The sequence below is a fragment of the Thalassospira indica genome (assembly GCF_003403095.1).
Taxonomy (GTDB): domain Bacteria; phylum Pseudomonadota; class Alphaproteobacteria; order Rhodospirillales; family Thalassospiraceae; genus Thalassospira; species Thalassospira indica.
This window is the reverse complement of sequence record NZ_CP031555.1, coordinates 3,636,694-3,653,907: the sequence shown is the minus strand read 5'-3', so window position 1 is coordinate 3,653,907 and position 17,214 is coordinate 3,636,694. Positions and strand designations below refer to the sequence as shown.

Sequence of the window (17,214 nt, the reverse complement as noted above, 5' to 3'; positions counted from 1 at the left end):
TCAAGAGTATGATGAATGGAAAGGGCCCGATCGGGGCCCTTTTTATTTGTCTGATGATTGGTTTCAGGCGTTCATATTAAACGTCTGGCGGGTTGGTTGCGGCAAAGTGCGTGAGTTCGTCGATGAAGACGCGCTGGCGCATCGGCATGAAATCGCTTTCATGCCAGACGGCATAAAAGTCACGCTGATCGGTTTCCCATTCTGTCAAAAGGGGCGCAAGATTGCCCTTCTTTAAATGGCCGGCGATCATGCTGTTTGGGATCAGGCCAATGCCATGCCCGTTCACGATCATGCGGGTGGCAAGTTCCATTTCATCAACGCTGAAACGTCCGGAAACGCCAAAGGTTTCAACCGCACCGTTTTGAGGATGGCGAAAACGCCAGGTGGTAAGCGGTCGGGCAACGATCAGATCGTGATCGATCAGTTGATCGGGGGCCGTCGGTGCGGCCCTGCGCGCCAGATATGCCGGTGCGCAACACAGCACCAGCCAGGTGCCGGTCAGCCGTTTGACCATCAGGGATTTCTGGGTTTGCTTGCCGACCCGGATGGCGACATCAAATGGTGCCTCCTGCTGGTCAAGGGTTCTGTTCGATAGTGTGACATGCAAATCGATCCGGGGATACCGCGTCATGAAATCGGATAAAAACCGATCAAGCCATTGCACTGCCAGATTGACCGGCATGCCGACCCGCAGCAGACCGACGCACTGACTTTGGCGCTGATCGATTTCATGAAGCTGTGTGCTGAGCTCAAGCAACATCGGTTTGAGCCGATCATAATATTCGCGTCCTGCCTCGGTCAGGGCAAAGCCATTGCCGCCGCGTTGAAGCAGCTTGCATCCAAGGGCTGTTTCAAGTTTTTGCAAACGACGACTAATTGTCGCAACCGGCATTCGCAGGGCCGTTGATCCCCGGCGCAGACTGCCGGCCTCCACCAGCCGGGCAAAGATCGCCAGATCATCAAGGTGATGTGCGTGTTCCATTTATGAGAATTTGGCTTTCATAAATTTCGTCTATTCTCAAAAACAAGAATAAGCGATGTTTGCCGCCGATGACAGACCAAACATGAGGACACCAATGTTTCCCCCTCACATGCACCGCTTCGTCTTTGCCTTTTTTATGTCGCTCTGGCTTTGCTTTTTGATGACGGGCATCGTCACATTGCTCAATACCGGCATGGATGCAGACTATCCGCTACGATGGGCCAATGCTTTCATGGTTTCCTGGCCAATTGGCTATTCTCTGGTGGTACTCAGTGCCGGAAAAGTCGGCAAGATTACCGCACGCCTGGTGCGCCAGCCTGCCTGACGCAGATTAAATGCAAGCTGCTTTTAGTACCCCCAGCCGGTCGGCACCACAGGTGACTCGGCCGGTTTGCTGTCATGCTCAACGGTGGGCCGGTTCCTGGTGATGCAAGACACGGTTGGCGGCGCGCAGGACTGTTTTGCGGTCGTTTTCTTCCGGGATGTCACGTTCCGCGGCATTGGCGATCATGCGGGCGTGGGTGCGCAGCACTTCGCGTTGATGATCGGTCTCTGCCAGCCGCATCAGGCTTTCAAGGATTTCAGCCATCGGCAACAACACATCCGGCTTTGCCGTCGCAGACTGGCGGATCTGGTCATAGGCCGCCCCAAGCATGCCGCCAAAATCGGACATCATGGCATGCAGGCGAACTTGATCGTCATCATCGCGCCAGATGCCGACCGGATAGCGGAACTGCACGGCATGTGGAAGCGCGTCCCCCAGACGATAGATCGCGGCAATGGCCGTGAACGGGTCATTGATGCCCGGTGACAGGGCGCGCAGGGCGACTTCGACCAGTTGGCGCAGGGCAAATTCGACATCCAGCATGGCCGTGCGGTGCGATCCGATCATGATCGCCTCAAGAATATCAGCGTGGCATTGTTCGATATTGTCTTGTGCCTGTTTGGAGACGTAATCCTTCAAGGGGGTGATGCGTCCGACGATATCACCGATCAGCACGTGTTGGCCTGCACGGATCACAAGCGAGATACGCGTATCCGTCTGTTTGGCGATCTCACAGATTTTTTCATAATCCACGCCCTGCACATATCCCGAAGACGCGACGCAAATGGCCTGATCGCGGGGGATGTCCTGTGGGTCTGGCAGGGTTGTCTGGGCCTTTTCGGCGGCCTTGATCGGATCGGTCAAGGTATTGCTGGCTGACTGAATGGTTTCTTCAAGGTTTTTGCCAACACGCTGAATGACCTCGTCGGCAACGATCGACCGGCCAAGATGATGGACAAACAGGATCAGGACAAAAACGCTGATGACAAACAGCGCGATACCGACCGTCACAGCCAGATGCGGTACCGGTGCCGTTTCCGGTTTTTCGCCCATCAGCATCAGCGAGGTGATCAAAAACAGGATGCTGCCAACAAAGGTGCCCAGCGCGTTCTGGGTTTTGTTATCGCCCATGAAGTTGCGGATCATGCGCGGTCCAAGTGATCCGGCGGCAAGGGTGAGAACCACCATCGTGATCGACAGGGCAAAGGTCGTCAGGGTGACCAACGTGGCCAACAGGGTTTCAAGCAAGCCGCGCACCGCCTGGATTTCATCAAACCCGGGCAACAGGCTGGGGAACAGGTCGCGCAGGATATCCTGGGGGGCTGCCATAATGCCAACCGCAAAGGCCGCACCGCCCAGCGCAAAAAGCAAAGGCGATACCCACAGGCTATAGGTCAGAAATTCCCAGACGCGGATCAGGCGTTGAACCATGATGCAAAAACCCCTTTCGGGTCAAAGAGTGTCGCGTGACCCGGATCCGGGGAAAACGCATGGACATCATATGATTAAACGCCGATCAGTGCATGCAGTTCCCGCGGGATCTGTTTTGCCCTCGGCAAAGGGGATTTTAAAATGCGCAAGCGATGACGAACCGCGTGCAGAAAGGCAGGGCAAACGTCTCAGATATCGACTTGTTCTATGGCTGCTTTGCCGATCAGGGCCTCTGCCTCGGGCGTGCCCTTGCGCGCAGTGTCGGGCAGCTTTGCCAGTTGATCGGCGGCCGCCCGGATATCCTCAAGGTTATCGATCTCGTCACAGACTTCCATCACCCGGTTCCAGATCGCGTCATGATCCATCCCGCCCATAACGGTCAGGGCGATGGCGCGATTAAGCGTTGCCTGCGGATGGTTGGCATCCTGGGACAGGATTTGTTCAAACGCCTCAAAGGCTGCGATCAGATGGCCTTCACGCAGATTGATCACACCCAAATCGTTCGATGCAGCAAGCGAGGACGGATTGATCCGAAGCAGCTGTTCAACCGCACGCCGTTCGCCTTCAAAATCCTCGTTGGCGCGATGGCATGTGGCGATCAGACGGTGGATGTTCTCTGATCCGGGATTGTGATGGGCGGCGGTTTGCAGGGCAGAAAGGGCGGCGTCATAGCGTTCCAGCTCGATCAATGCCTGCCCGCGCAAGGTCAGCATTTCAGGATCAGTCGGTTTGGTGCGCAGCACGATATCAATATGGTTCAGTGTGCCACGTGCGTCACCGTTTTCAAGCAATGCGCGTGCAATGTGATGCAGGCAGTCTTCATGACCCCCATCAGATTGCAGCACCGTGCGATACTCACCGATTGCTTCGATGATCGAACCTTTTTCATGAAGTGCACGCGCCAGCCCGAAACGGGCATCCAGATTATCCATATCTTCGCCAAGTGCCTGGCGCAGCATGTTGATTGCAGCGTCATACTGTCGCTGCTTCAAGGCGGCAAGCCCCATATCAGAAAAGGACATTGCATTCATAGGAGGTCTCCCAATCCAATCGCAATCCGTTGACCGGATTGCTGAATTTATCGATTAACGATGGGATTATAATGCCCAAACCGATCATTACCAGCCCTATGTCATAACGAATTCATTACGCCAAACCTGTTGCCGTTGTGAGCGCCAAAAAACAAAGGCCCCGGAATGTGCCGGGGCCTTTGTGTGATCATGATATGCGTGGCTTAAAGCTTATGGATCATCTTGATTTCCATGAAGTCTTCAAGGCCAAACAACCCGCCTTCGCGGCCATTGCCCGATTGCTTGTAGCCGCCAAACGGACTGCCCGCCATTGGGGAGGAGCCATTGAGCAACACCATGCCAGCGCGCAGTTTGCGGGCAACGCGGTCGGCCTTTTGGGCATCCGGGGTCTGGACATAGGCGGCAAGGCCATAGGGCGTATCATTGGCGATCTCAATCGCCTCTTCTTCGGTGTCGAACGGGATCATCGAAACCACCGGGCCAAAGATTTCCTCGCGTGCGATGCGCATATTGTTGTTCACATCGGCAAAGATGGTCGGTTTGACGAAGTAGCCTTCATTGGTGTCGTCGGGCTTGCCCGCACCGCCAACAAGAAGGGTCGCACCTTCGTCAATGCCAGCCTGAATAAGGGTCTGAACCCGGTCAAACTGAATGTGGCTGACCAGCGGGCCGATATGGCTGCCTTCCTTGGTCGGATCGCCGACGGATGCCTGTTCGCCAACGCGTTTGGCAACCTTGACCGCGTCATCATAGATCGAGCGTTGCACCAGCATGCGGGTCGGCGCATCGCAGGTCTGGCCGGAGTTGTTGAAAACGGCATTCACACTCCAGGCGATGCGGTCTTCAATATCGACATCATCAAACACGATATTGGGCGATTTGCCGCCGAGCTCAAGCGTGACGCGTTTGATGTTTTCCGACGCATCCTTGGTGATCGCCTTGCCCGCACGGGTCGATCCGGTAAACGACATCATGGTGATGTCAGGATGACGTGACAGGGTCGCACCGGCGACCGGACCGGCCCCCTGAACCATGTTAAAGGCCCCGGCCGGGAAGCCCGCCTCATGGATCATTTCGGCATAAAGCATGGCATTAAGCGGCGTGAATTCGGATGGTTTCAACACACAGGTGCAGCCCGTGGCAAGGGCCGGGATGACCTTAAGCACGATCTGGTTGATCGGCCAGTTCCACGGGGTGATCAGGCCACAAACTCCGATCGGTTCACGCAACAAAAGCTCGCCATTATAAAGGATTTCCTCAGTCTTGAGCTTTTTAAGCGCAACAATGAAGTCTTCGAGATGTGCCGTGCCGGCTGCGGCCTGCTGTTCGTGTGACATGGTGGTCGGCGCGCCGAGTTCCATGGTGATGGTATCGGCGACTTCGTCATAGCGGCGCTTATAGATCGCAAGCAGGTTTTCAAGCCAGCCAAGGCGCTGTTCGAGCGTGGTCTGGCTGTAGCTTTCAAAGGCGCGCTTGGCCGCGGCGACGGCAAGGTCGACGTCTTCTTCGCTGGCCAAAGTGATTTGGGTGATGACTTCTTCGGTGGCCGGATTGATCACGTCCATCTTTTCCGAGGAAATCGGATCAACCCATTTGCCGTTGATGTAAAATTTGCCTGCGTTATCCATTGGAAGCCTTCCTGAGTTTCTCTGTGTTGGGCCAAGGCGTTAGCCCCGGCACGGGTGGCGCGGTTTCAGGTTCGTTCCCTCAGCCAGTTTTTTATGATTTCCCGGTGGCGTTCGGCCCCGTAACTGGCGAAATGCCCGCCATGCACGACCCGGACCGGCAAATCATAAAGCCGTTCCATCGATCGAACATAGTCAGCTGCATTTGCATGATAAGTGTCTTCGATCAAAGGTCCATCATAAACAATGTCGCCGGAAAACAGGATGCCGGTGGCCTTTTCCCAAAGGGCAATACCGCCCGGTGAATGGCCCGGTGTGTGGATGACCTCGAAATGGCGGTCGCCCAGGTCAATCACATCGCCGTCCTCGACAATCCGGGTCGCCGGTGCGGCCTTGACTGCATAGGTGGTCGAGGCATAGGGAAGCGGCGGCAGTTTTGTGAAAATCTCGTCGGTGACATAGGGATCAGCAAGTGTGTTCTTGCGCGTTGGCGCGGCCAGGAGATCGGCCTCACACCGATGGCACACACGGTTTTCAAATTCATGGTGGCAGCCGATATGGTCAAAATGGGTGTGGCTGGCAACCGCCTGAACGCTACGTTCGGTGACAAGCGGCACCCACCCGGTCAGCGATACAACGCCCATGCCACTATCGACCAGCATGTCGCCATCACGCCCACGCACATGCCAGATGTTGCAGCGGTAAAATTCCTCGATAAACGGCTCGCCGATATAGGTCACGTCATCGCCGACAGTTTTCAGGCTATACCAGTCTTCGGGTTTGGCGCGGTCGATCATCATAGGGCAGCACTTTCTGGTGTGGGGCGGGGCGGATGGCCATGCAGCACCACAACCGAGGTTGGATCAAGGGTCAGTTCAACCCATGCCCCCGGTTCGATGATGGCCGATTGTGGCATGTGGGCGGTGATCGTCATGTTGGGGTAATCAAGCGGGCTTAGATGGGCGCGATGATGGGTGCCAAAGAACGATCCGTCTTCGACCTTGGCCTTGCCCAGCGTGATGCGCGAGCCAGTCCCGGTGCTGGCACGGAAGTGTTCCGGGCGAATGGCAAGGGTGACCGATGCACCGGGGGTAAAGCCCCTGCATTCGAATTCAGGCAGTTCAACAGTACCAAGCGGTGTCTTGACGGAAATGGTGCTGTCGGTTGCGCTTTCAAATGTGCCGGGGATGAAATTGACTTCGCCCATGAAGCTTGCGGTGAAAATCGTCTTGGGCTGCATATAGATGTTTTCGGGGCTTCCGACATCTTCGATCCGGCCGGCATTCATCACCACGATCCGATCGGCAATCGCCATGGCCTCTTCCTGATCATGGGTGACGTGGACAAAGGTGGTGCCAACCCGTTTCTGGATAGCTTTAAGTTCGTCCTGCATCTGACGACGGAGTTTGAGGTCGAGCGCACCCAGCGGTTCATCAAGCAACAGCACATCGGGCTCAACCGCCAGTGCACGGGCAAGGGCAACGCGTTGACGCTGCCCACCTGAAAGTTCATGCGGTTTCTTGTTGGCCGATGTCTTAAGCCCGACCATATCAAGCAGTTCTTCGGCCTTGGCGTGGCGTTCGGATTTGCCGACCTTGCGCATTTTAAGGCCAAAGGCGACATTGTCGCGCAAGCTCATATGCGGGAACAGGGCGTAATCCTGAAACATCGTGGTGGTCGGGCGTTTGGCGGGCGCGACATCGCCCATATCCTTGCCATTGATTTCAATCGTGCCACTGGATGGCGACAGGAACCCGCCAAGAAGCGACAGCAAGGTGGTCTTGCCGCAGCCCGATGGGCCCAGCAGGACGATATATTCGCCCGCCGCGATTTCGAGGCTGATATCGTCAAGGGCGGTAAAGTCGCCAAAAATCTTGGTGGCGTTGCGAATGGAGACAGGGGCGGTCATTTCTTTGCCGTCCTTCTAAAGACAATCAATTCAAGAATAAGCAGCAGCGCAACCGATACCAGGAAGACAACACTCCCAACCGCGTTGGTTTTCGGGTTCAGGCCCGAACGCAACATGCTCCAGATTTCAACCGGCAGGGTGACGTCAAAGCGCGACAGCAAGAATGCGATGATGAATTCATCCCAGCTAAACGTTACCGACAGGAAAAAGGCCGCAAGGATCGATGGCATCAACATCGGGGCAGACACCTGCGTCATCACCTGCCATTCGGCGGCACCCAGATCGCGGGCGGCTCGTTCGATATTTTTCTGATGATTGCCCATGGAGGCATAAATAATCGCAAAGCACAGCGGCAGATTGATCACCACATGCCCGATCCCGACCGTCCAAAGCGACAGCGAAATACCAAGCCAGTTAAAGGTGGTCAGCAAGCCCAGCGCAATGATCAGGTAACTGACCGTCATTGGCGCAATCAAAAGGCCACGTTGCAAGCGCGATGCGGGTAGAACAAAGCGCGCCAGCCCATAGGCCGCACAGAAACCAAGCACACAGGCAACTGTGGCCGAGCCAAGGGCAACCATCAGCGAATTGCCAAGGGCCGACATCAGACGGCCGTCAGAAAATACCTCGCCATACCATTTAAGGGTCGCGCCATTAAAGGGTGGCACCGGCAGGCGACCATCCTGAAAGGAAAACAGCACAAGAACCGCCACGGGCAAAAAGATGAAGCCATAAAGTGCCGCCAGATAGGACCAGGACAGCAGTTTGGAAAAGCGTGAAGAGATCATTTTACGTTCTCTCCATCTTGAGCCAGCGCGCACAGGCAATATAGGCCATCGTTACCACCACCATCAGAATGATCGAAAGCGTGGCGGCCATCGGGAAATCTGCCCGTCGGCCGAGTTGGAGCATGATGACCTGGGGCAGGGCGAGCTCATTGTTGCCGCCCAGGATCTGTGGCGTGATGTAATCGCCAATACACAGCACAAAGGTCAGGAACGCACCGACCATAATGCCCGGCAATGTGAGCGGTAACACAACATGCCAGAACACCTGAAACCCGTTTGCACCAAGATCGGCGGCGGCGCGTCGATAGTTCGGCGGCATCTGCACCAGATTGGCATAGATCGTGAGCGTCAGCAGCATGACAAAGAAATGCACAAAGCCGATGACGGTGGCGGTTCGTGTGCTGGCCAGTTCGAGTGGTTCGGAAATCACACCCAGATAAACCAGAGTGTTATTGATCACGCCGTTTTGCGCCAGCACCAGAAGCCAGGAATAGGACCGCACCACATAGCTTGTCCAGAATGGCAGGATCGCCATGATCAGCGCCATGCGCTGCCATTTCTGGGGCACGCGTTCGGCAATGATCCAGGCCAGCGGATAGGCAAGGATCACGGAAATGATGGTGACCGTGAAGGTGATTTCAAGCGAGACAAAAAGACCTTTCAGCAAATGGGCCTTTTCAAAGAACTCGATGTAATTGTCGAAATTCCATGCCATGACGATTTCGCGCCCCTTGCGGGTCGCCAAGCTGATCGCGGCCATGACGATAAAGGGAATAACGAAAAACGCGACGGTCCACAGCAGGGCCGGGGTCACAAAGCCCCATGCGCGGCGATTTTCGCGTGTTTCAAGGCTGGCAGTGGCCATAACGGTATCCTTTTCGCAATCGGACCGGTGCTGGCGCTAATTGCTTGTAACGCGCTTGGGATGAGAGGCGCCGTTTGGCTGAGTTTAGCGTAACTTGGAACCGATGCCCCGCAAAAAGCAGGGCATCGGCCGGTGGCAGTTGGCAGTAGACAAGGGGTTGCTTACTGCTGAAGCATCTCGACCCAGGCATCCTGCATCTCGGCATCAAGATCGGCATCCGGGATCGGATAAAGCTGGGAGTTCTTGAGATACCCTTCCTGATCATCCCAGCGAAGGGCTGCTTTCTGGGCATCGGTCAGGTTATCACCCGCCTTGGCGTTGGCCGGCATCCCCCAATAACAAGACGAGGTCGCAAGGCGCGCCTGTCCTTCGGGGCTCATGATGTATTGAACGAATTTCAACGCTAGATCAGGCTTTTCAGAATCCTTCATCACCCCGATCGACTGCGCCCAACGCAGGCCGCCCTGTTTGGGGATGATCCAGTCAAGGTTGGGTTTGTCTTCGGAAAGCACGGCCGTGATCCATTCACCGCCACCGACAAGGATATCGACTTCACCGGTTGCAAGGGCGGTTTGCGAGGACACGACTTCGCCAACCTGCTTGGACACCTTTTTCATCGCAAACAGCTTTTCCTTGATCGCAGGCATGTCGTCCGCGCCAAGATCAGCCGTATCAATGCCAAGACCCAGCCCAACAAGGCCGATCACCGGCAGGTAGTAGTCATAAACAGCAATGCGTCCGGCATATTTGTCCGACCAGATCACCGACATGTCTTCCATGTCCTTGGGATCAACTTTGGTCTTGTCGAACGAAATGGTGTTGTAGCCAAACTTTTCGGTGACGGCATAGGTTTTGCCATCCACCACATTGTTGTCGGCCATCACGACTTCCGGGAAAATATCGGATGTCGGCAGGACGTCGGCCGGGATTTCGGCCAGAACATCCATTTCAACCGCGCGATGGACGTCAACGCCGTCAATCACAAACACATCCCAGTCGCCCGGACGGGATTGTTCAATGATCGAAAGCCCGGCACCGGTGCCTTCGTATTCCTTGAGGTTTACTTTGACGTCGTATTTTTCTTCGAACGGCGCGATCAGCGCCGGATCGGTATGGTCGCACCAGACCAAAGCATTCAATTCTTCGGTCGCGTACGCGCTTTGCGTCATGGCAACAGCGCCCAGAATAAAGGTCGCAGTGCTGCTCAGAAACTTATTGCGGGTCTTCCCCGTGGAAACGTGACGAAACATAGGCTCTCCCTGATTTCATATTTGAGGCCTCCCTTGAATTGGGTTGTTCGGTGCTCATTCCGGCGCCGTTGAAAAAATATTGAACGTGTTCATTTTTTGAGTCAATGTTAATTTTGAACCCGTTCAGTTTTTTCGGAGTGACGATGACAGGACTGCGCGCCCAAAAGAAAGCCGATAAAAACCGCCGTATTCTTGAGGCGGCAACAATCCTGTTTCGTGACGTTGGATATGACAGTGCGCGCATCGAAGACATTGCCGAAATGGCCGGTGTGTCCGTCGGCACGTTCTATAACTACTTCAAGAACAAGGGCGATATCCTGATGGCCACCGTCTCGATGGAGGTCGAGGAAGTGCTGGCCGCAGGGGACGCCATCATCGCGCGCAACCATGATGAAGTTGCCCGGGCCTTGTCGGAACTGATCGGGAAATATTACGACCACTCGCTGACATATCTCTCCAAGGAGATGTGGCGCATGGCGATGTCGCTGTCGATTGCGCAGCCAGAAACACCATTTTCAAAGCGCTATACCGCCCTTGATCACCGCCTGTCCAAACAGGTTTGCGATCTGATTCGGGCCCTTCAGCAACGTGGAATTGTCCGGCAAGAGGTCGATTGTGATGCCGTGGGCGAACTTGTCTTTAACAACGTCAATATGATGTTCATCGAGTTTGTGAAGGACGAGGACATGGATGTTGATGGCCTTAAGACCGAAGTGGCCCGGCAGAATGCCCCGTTGGCGCGGTTGATGTGTCTGACCGCAGACTAGTGCCCGTCGAGGAAGAGACTTTGGGGAACCGTGCGCGTCATCACAGACAACATGTTGATATCTCGATCATTATGTTAAAAGATTTCTGGCCGTCATCTGATCGGTCAGCAAAAACGTGCACCAATAATGAAACGAGCAGATCATGCAGGAGACCGGGCAAAACGCGGATGATGCGTTTGGCAGGCTTTCGGATGAGGGCCGTATTGGCGAGCTCAGGCTGGCGGATGGCGAGTTATTTGAAATTCCCGGGGTACAAGGGCGTGTTGAACGGCTTGATTTCGGGAATGGTATGCTTTTGCATCGTGCCGAACTAAGGGTGCGCGAAAATTCCCTGTTCGATGTTCGCAACTCATTGCCCCCCGGCTGGCTCGGCGGATCAGCCATTGTCATGGGCAATCTTGAAATCGAATGCCCTCTTGGCAAGCGCTATCAAATGACGCCCGATGTCGGTTTGATCAAGCGGATCGATCCGTTTGGCACCCGTTATTTCCTGCCCGAAGATCAACTGCTGCGTCATGTTGGTGTGGCCATTCCGCTCGAACCTTTTAAGCAGCGTTTTGGCGATGAGCTGCCCGAAAGTTTGGCGCCGTTTCTGTCCGACCGTCAGGATGTTGTGGATATACGCCCAATTGCGGTCAATAGCCGCATTCGCAGTATCGTCAGTGCCATGTTCTCAAGCCACGTCACCGGGCCTGGGCGGTTTTTAAAGCTTGATGGTTTGGCGAGCCTCTTTTTGGGCGAGGTCATTGACCTTCATGCGCATCAAGCGCAGGAAATCGGCGCCCCTTCGGGGCTGACAGAACTTGAAAAATCAATTGTCGGTAGCGTGATCGCGACGGTGTCCAAAGACCCGGGGGCGTCGATATCAATCGAACAGCTGGCCGCAGACAACCACATGACACCAAACCGACTGAACAGTCTGTTTCGTCAGGAAACTGGCAAAAGCTGTTCGGAGTTTATTCGCCATGAACGGATGAGACGTGCGCGCGACTTGCTGCGCCAGGGTGGCGTCAGCGTCAAGCAGGTCGCCGCAGCCGTTGGCTTTGCCCATGTCAGTAACTTTTCGCGGTCCTATCGCGACTGGTACGGCGAAACACCCGCGCAGGCTCTCAAGCGCAACTGCGCATAAGCTGCCCGGTGTTTATGCCCTTGCTCAATTGGCTTTGACGCCCTAGGTTAACGCAAACGTCAACTTGTGTTGCAGGGCAAAAAATGAAGTTTCAGGGTACGGAAAATTACGTCGCAACCGAAGACCTGATGGTGGCGGTGAATGCCGCAATCACGTTGCAACGACCGCTTCTGGTCAAGGGGGAGCCGGGCACCGGCAAGACCGTCCTGGCCGAAGAAATTGCCAAGTCGCTTGGCAAGAAACTGATCACCTGGTCGATCAAATCCACCACACGCGCCCAGCAGGGTCTTTACGAATATGATGCCGTATCGCGCCTGCGCGACAGTCAGTTGGGTGATGAGCGTGTCCATGACATCGGCAATTACATCGTCAAGGGCAAGCTGTGGGAGGCGTTTGAAGCCGACGATGAAGCACCGGTCCTTCTGATTGACGAGATCGACAAGGCCGATATCGAGTTCCCCAATGACCTGCTTCAGGAACTCGACCGGATGGAGTTCTTCGTTTACGAGACCCAGCAGATGGTCAAAGCCACCAAACGCCCGATTGTGATCATCACATCGAACAATGAAAAGGAACTGCCAGACGCGTTCCTGCGTCGTTGTTTCTTCCATTACATCCGCTTTCCGGATGCAGACACCATGGCGGAGATCATCGAGGTGCATTACCCCGGTATCCAGAAACGTCTGGTGTCGGAGGCATTAAACCTGTTTTACGACATGCGTGACGTGTCGGGCCTGAAGAAAAAGCCTTCAACCTCTGAACTTCTGGATTGGTTGAAGCTTTTGATGGCCGAAGACTTGCCGCCCGAGGCGCTTCGCGCCAAGGATGCCAAAACCGCCGTGCCCCCGATGCATGGGGCGCTTTTGAAAAACGAGCAGGACGTGCATCTGTTTGAGCGCCTGGCCTTCATGGCACGGCGCGAAGGGCGTTAATCCTGATGTTCACCGGCTTCTTCTATAAGCTGAAAGATGCGCGCGTTCCGGTCAGTTTGCGCGAATACCTGACATTGCTTGAGGCGGTGGAAAAGGGACTGGCGGGCTATTCGGTTGAGGATTTCTATTATCTGGCGCGGTCCGCGCTGGTGAAGGATGAACGCCATCTTGATAAGTTCGACCGAGTGTTTTCCGAGCATTTCAAAGGTGTGATTGACCTGACTGACGGCATGGACGAGGTCGAGAAGACTGAAATCCCCGAAGAGTGGCTGCGCAAGCTAGCCGAGAAATTCCTGACCGAGGAAGAAAAGGCCGAGATCGAAGCCCTTGGCGGCTGGGAAAAGCTGATGGAGACGCTTAAACAGCGTCTTGAAGAACAAAAGGGCCGCCATCAGGGCGGCAATAAATGGATCGGGACGGCCGGGACATCGCCGTTTGGCGCATATGGCTATAACCCCGAAGGGGTGCGGATCGGGCAGGATAAATCCCGTCATCGCCGGGCGGTCAAGGTTTGGGACAAGCGCGAATTCAAGAACCTTGATGACAGTGTCGAAATCGGTACGCGTAATATCAAGGTCGCCCTGCGACGTTTGCGCAAATGGGCGCGGACCGGGGCGGCGGATGAGCTTGATCTGCCGGGCACCATCACATCAACCGCACGCCAAGGCTGGCTTGATGTTCAGATGCGCCCGGAACGCCATAACGCGGTCAAGGTCTTGATGCTGTTTGATGTTGGCGGCTCAATGGATGATCACATCAAGGTCTGTGAAGAGCTGTTTTCGGCGGTCAAAACCGAATTCAAGCATCTTGAATACTATTACTTCCACAATTGCCCCTATGAAGGGCTTTGGAAAGATAATGCGCGGCGTTGGAACGAACAGGTTTCGACATGGGATGTGATCAATACCTATGGCGCGGATTACAAGCTGGTGATTGTCGGCGATGCGACCATGAGCCCCTATGAAATCACCTATCCCGGCGGGGCGGTGGAATACTGGAATGCCGAAGCAGGGGCAGTTTGGATGCAGCGTTTGCTCGATCATTTTGAACACGCCGCATGGATCAATCCGCAACCGGAAAACTGGTGGCGCCACCATCAATCGATCCAGATCATGCATAAATTGATGGAAGGCCGGATGTTTCCGCTGACCCTTGACGGGTTGGATCGCATGACCGGGGAACTTAACCGCTAGGCCCGCGTTCTTTCCTGTAACAGTTTGATGAAGATTGTACCCAAGACGCGGTGACGCGTTTCTGTGCTGCCAATCCGCGCCTATAGTCCTTTGCTTAAAAAGGACACTGGATAAGGATACCCGGGATGCTGTTACGCAAAATGATCAAGTCGACCTTGCTGGCGATTGGCGGACTTGCCGCCGTCTCGTTGATGCCTGTTACAGCTGCGGTCAATTCAGTACATGCGCAGGCACTTGATCAGGAAATGGTGGTGATTGCCCATCGTGGGGCGTCGGGCTATTTGCCCGAACATACCCTGCCGGCCAAGGCATTGGCCTATGGCATGGGGGCAGATTTCATTGAACAGGATGTTGTTCTGTCCAAGGACGGTGTTCCGGTCGTCCTGCACGATATCCACATTGATACCACCACCGACGTTGCGGAAAAATTCCCGGATCGCAAACGTGAAGACGGGCGGTACTACGCAATTGATTTCACCCTTGCCGAACTTAAGACACTTAATGTGACCGAAAGGTTTAAGGCCGATACCGGCAAACAGGTCTATGCGGATCGCTTTCCGGCTGAGTTTGCCATCTTCAATATCCCGACCCTTGAAGAAGAGATTAAACTGATCCACGGACTGAACCACTCCACCGGGCGCAATGTCGGCATCTATCCGGAAATCAAGGATCCGGCGTTTCATCGTGCGGAAGGGCAGGACATTGCCAAAACCGTGATCGCGGTGATGGAGAAGTGGGGGTATAATAACCCGGACTCAAATGCCTTTGTGCAGTGCTTTGACTGGTCTGAAACCAAGCGTATTCGTCAAGAGCTTAACTATCAGGGCAAGCTGGTGCAGCTTATCGGTGAAAACCGTTGGGGCGCGCCAGAGGGAACCGATTATGATTATCTGAAATCTGACGACGGCATCACCGACATGGCCAGTGTCGTTGATGGTATCGGGCCGTGGTTGCCGCAAGTTATTGAAGGTTTGAGCGAGAATGGCACGGCGATCATGACGCCAACCCTGATTGCCGCCCAGCGCGCGCAATTGAAGGTTCATCCCTATACCCTGCGGGCTGATCAGTTGCCGAAATGGGCGGGGGATATGCAGATCGCGCTTAAGGCCATTTTTGATGATGCCGGGATTGATGGCATCTTTACCGACTTCCCCGATCAGGTCGTGCAGTATCTGGCCCGGAATCCTGATGCTTAATCCAGACGCCTGACGGGGTCGCATCCGATGACGAACAGACTGTTTCCAAGCTGGCCGTTATCAGGGGTGCATTCTTAAGTCACTATGCAAGCCGACGAAATTCAACCAAGGAGGATGACGTGGCGAAAGTACTGGTACTTTATTATTCGATGTATGGTCATATCGAAACCATGGCCAATGCCGTTGCCGAAGGTGCACGCGGTGTTTCCGGGACGCATGTTGATGTCAAACGCGTGCCTGAAACCATGCCCGAAGATGTCGCCAAGGGCGCGGGTGCCAAGCTTGACCAGGCTGCCCCGGTTGCCGAGGTTTCCGATCTTCCGGAATATGACGCGATCATCTTTGGTGTGCCGACCCGCTTTGGCAACATGCCAGGCCAGATGCGCACCTTCCTTGACCAGACCGGTGGTCTTTGGGCCGAAGGCAAATTGATCGGCAAGGTTGGTTCTGTCTTCACCTCGACCGGCACCCAGCATGGTGGTCATGAAACCACCATCACCTCGACCCATACCACCTTGCTGCATCAGGGCATGGTGATTGTCGGTGTGCCTTATAGCTGTGCTGGCCTGACCAATATGGACGAAATCACCGGTGGTTCGCCTTATGGTGCCGGTACGCTTGCGGGTGCCGATGGTTCACGTACTCCCTCCCAGAACGAACTTGATATCGCCAAGTTCCAGGGCAAGCACGTGGCAGAACTTGCCGCCAAACTTGCAGGCTGATTTTCAAGTCGTCTGATCTGATCAAGGCAGTGCAGGGTTCCTGCGCTGCCTTTTTTTGTTGCGATTTGATAAACAATCAGGTGCCTGATTGGACCTTGTTTGGCGACAGTTTTGTGCGACCATGCGGGGTATGAAATGTTGTCTGGCAAGAATGCCGACAGGCAGAGGAGTTTTGAAATGTCTGAGTCTGTGAAAAACGCACGCGGTGTTGAACGTGTCTTGCGCGCGATGGATACATCCGATGGTGCGGGCGTATCGCTGCGACGGTCTATCGGGACGCCACAGCTTGATATGCTTGACCCGTTCCTGATGCTTGATTCACTTTCGACCGATAACCCGGACGAATATATCGCAGGCTTCCCGGAACATCCCCATCGCGGCTTTGAAACCGTGACCTATATGGTCGAAGGGGCGATGCGCCATCAGGACAGCATGGGCAATGAGGGCATTTTGCGTTCGGGCGGTGGACAGTGGATGACCGCCGGTAGCGGGATTGTGCATTCCGAAACGCCTGAACAGGAAAACGGTCTTTTGCAGGGCTTCCAGCTTTGGATCAATCTGCCGGCCAAGGACAAGATGATCGATCCGCGTTACCAGAATATGGAGCCTGATGAACTGCCGGAAATTTCCCCGGTGGATGGTGCACAGCTGCGCCTTCTGGCTGGTTCCATGCATGGCGCAACCGGCCCGATCAACGGCATTTCGACCGATCCGGTCTTTGTTGATGCGAAACTTGATGCCGGTACAGAAATCACCGTCCCGCTGCCCGAAGGGCACACCGCAGTGGTGTATGTCTTTATCGGCGATGCGGTTGTTGGCGGCAAAGATGTCCCGACCCATCATCTGGCGATCTTGAAAGACGGGGATGGTGTGACCCTTAAAGGCGGTGCCGAGGGTGGCCGGATGCTGGTAATTGCCGCACGTCCGATCCACGAACAGGTCGTGCGCTATGGCCCGTTTGTCATGAGCAGCAAACAGGAACTGATGCAGGCGTTTGACGATTACCAGCGTGGCAATTTTGTCCGCAAGGCGGCGTCCTGACGCCAGAGGCCTGATAAAATACGATCTG

At 54.9% G+C, this 17,214-nt stretch carries 17 protein-coding genes; 8 read left to right on the top strand and 9 right to left on the bottom strand.

Going from position 1 to position 17,214, the window contains the following annotated elements:
• Nucleotides 1-76: 76 nt before the first annotated feature.
• Nucleotides 77-982 carry a LysR family transcriptional regulator gene (locus DY252_RS17165; protein ID WP_064788573.1) on the bottom strand — a complete coding sequence of 302 codons (906 nt, stop codon included), beginning with the start codon at nt 980-982 and terminating at the stop codon, nt 77-79.
• 55 nt (nt 983-1,037) lie between these two features.
• Between DY252_RS17165 and DY252_RS17160 the strand changes: the two genes are divergently transcribed.
• Nucleotides 1,038-1,307, top strand: coding sequence for a DUF2798 domain-containing protein (locus DY252_RS17160; protein WP_082923437.1), 270 nt, complete (start codon nt 1,038-1,040; stop codon nt 1,305-1,307).
• Between the two features lie 78 nt (nt 1,308-1,385).
• On the opposite strand, the gene DY252_RS17155 is transcribed toward DY252_RS17160, so the two are convergent.
• The 8 genes from DY252_RS17155 to DY252_RS17120 all read right to left on the bottom strand — a co-directional run bounded on the left by DY252_RS17155 (nt 1,386) and on the right by DY252_RS17120 (nt 10,206).
• The gene (locus DY252_RS17155; protein ID WP_064788571.1) at nt 1,386-2,738 is read right to left on the bottom strand and encodes a DUF2254 domain-containing protein; all 1,353 of its coding nucleotides are present in this window, start codon (nt 2,736-2,738) and stop codon (nt 1,386-1,388) included.
• A gap of 188 nt (nt 2,739-2,926) precedes the next feature.
• Nucleotides 2,927-3,769, bottom strand: a complete 843-nt coding sequence (locus DY252_RS17150; RefSeq protein WP_064788570.1) for a tetratricopeptide repeat protein — start codon at nt 3,767-3,769, stop codon at nt 2,927-2,929.
• Between the two features lie 203 nt (nt 3,770-3,972).
• Nucleotides 3,973-5,397, bottom strand: a complete 1,425-nt coding sequence (locus DY252_RS17145; RefSeq protein WP_064788569.1) for an aldehyde dehydrogenase family protein — start codon at nt 5,395-5,397, stop codon at nt 3,973-3,975.
• A gap of 65 nt (nt 5,398-5,462) precedes the next feature.
• Nucleotides 5,463-6,194, bottom strand: a complete 732-nt coding sequence (locus tag DY252_RS17140) for an MBL fold metallo-hydrolase (protein WP_064788568.1) — start codon at nt 6,192-6,194, stop codon at nt 5,463-5,465.
• Complete coding sequence (locus tag DY252_RS22780; RefSeq protein ID WP_064788567.1) at nt 6,191-7,303, bottom strand: ABC transporter ATP-binding protein; 1,113 nt, start codon at nt 7,301-7,303, stop codon at nt 6,191-6,193. Before DY252_RS22780 ends, DY252_RS17140 begins: the two co-directional genes overlap by 4 nt.
• Nucleotides 7,300-8,091, bottom strand: a complete 792-nt coding sequence (locus tag DY252_RS17130; protein ID WP_064788566.1) for an ABC transporter permease — start codon at nt 8,089-8,091, stop codon at nt 7,300-7,302. The genes DY252_RS22780 and DY252_RS17130 overlap by 4 nt, the downstream gene beginning before the upstream one ends.
• Nucleotide 8,092: 1 nt before the next feature.
• Nucleotides 8,093-8,956, bottom strand: coding sequence for an ABC transporter permease (locus tag DY252_RS17125; RefSeq protein WP_064788565.1), 864 nt, complete (start codon nt 8,954-8,956; stop codon nt 8,093-8,095).
• Nucleotides 8,957-9,117: 161 nt separating this feature from the next.
• Complete coding sequence (locus DY252_RS17120; RefSeq protein ID WP_064788564.1) at nt 9,118-10,206, bottom strand: ABC transporter substrate-binding protein; 1,089 nt, start codon at nt 10,204-10,206, stop codon at nt 9,118-9,120.
• Nucleotides 10,207-10,349: 143 nt separating this feature from the next.
• On the opposite strand from DY252_RS17120, the gene DY252_RS17115 reads away from it, so the two are divergent.
• From DY252_RS17115 to DY252_RS17085, 7 genes are all read left to right on the top strand, one after another.
• On the top strand, nt 10,350-10,973 hold the full coding sequence (locus DY252_RS17115; RefSeq protein ID WP_064788631.1) for a TetR/AcrR family transcriptional regulator: 624 nt from the start codon (nt 10,350-10,352) through the stop codon (nt 10,971-10,973).
• A gap of 142 nt (nt 10,974-11,115) precedes the next feature.
• Entirely contained in the window at nt 11,116-12,102 is a 987-nt protein-coding gene (locus tag DY252_RS17110) for a helix-turn-helix transcriptional regulator (protein ID WP_064788563.1), read from the top strand.
• 83 nt (nt 12,103-12,185) lie between these two features.
• A complete protein-coding gene (locus DY252_RS17105) occupies nt 12,186-13,034 on the top strand; it encodes an AAA family ATPase (RefSeq protein WP_064788562.1) in 849 nt (282 codons plus the stop codon).
• A 5-nt stretch (nt 13,035-13,039) separates the two neighbouring features.
• Entirely contained in the window at nt 13,040-14,227 is a 1,188-nt protein-coding gene (locus tag DY252_RS17100) for a vWA domain-containing protein (RefSeq protein WP_064788561.1), read from the top strand.
• A gap of 125 nt (nt 14,228-14,352) precedes the next feature.
• Nucleotides 14,353-15,423 (top strand): glycerophosphodiester phosphodiesterase, encoded by a 1,071-nt coding sequence (gene glpQ / locus DY252_RS17095; protein ID WP_064788560.1) that lies wholly within the window; start codon nt 14,353-14,355, stop codon nt 15,421-15,423.
• Nucleotides 15,424-15,542: 119 nt separating this feature from the next.
• Entirely contained in the window at nt 15,543-16,145 is a 603-nt protein-coding gene (gene wrbA / locus DY252_RS17090) for an NAD(P)H:quinone oxidoreductase (protein ID WP_064788559.1), read from the top strand.
• Between the two features lie 177 nt (nt 16,146-16,322).
• On the top strand, nt 16,323-17,186 hold the full coding sequence (locus DY252_RS17085; protein ID WP_064788558.1) for a pirin family protein: 864 nt from the start codon (nt 16,323-16,325) through the stop codon (nt 17,184-17,186).
• Nucleotides 17,187-17,214 lie beyond the last annotated feature (28 nt).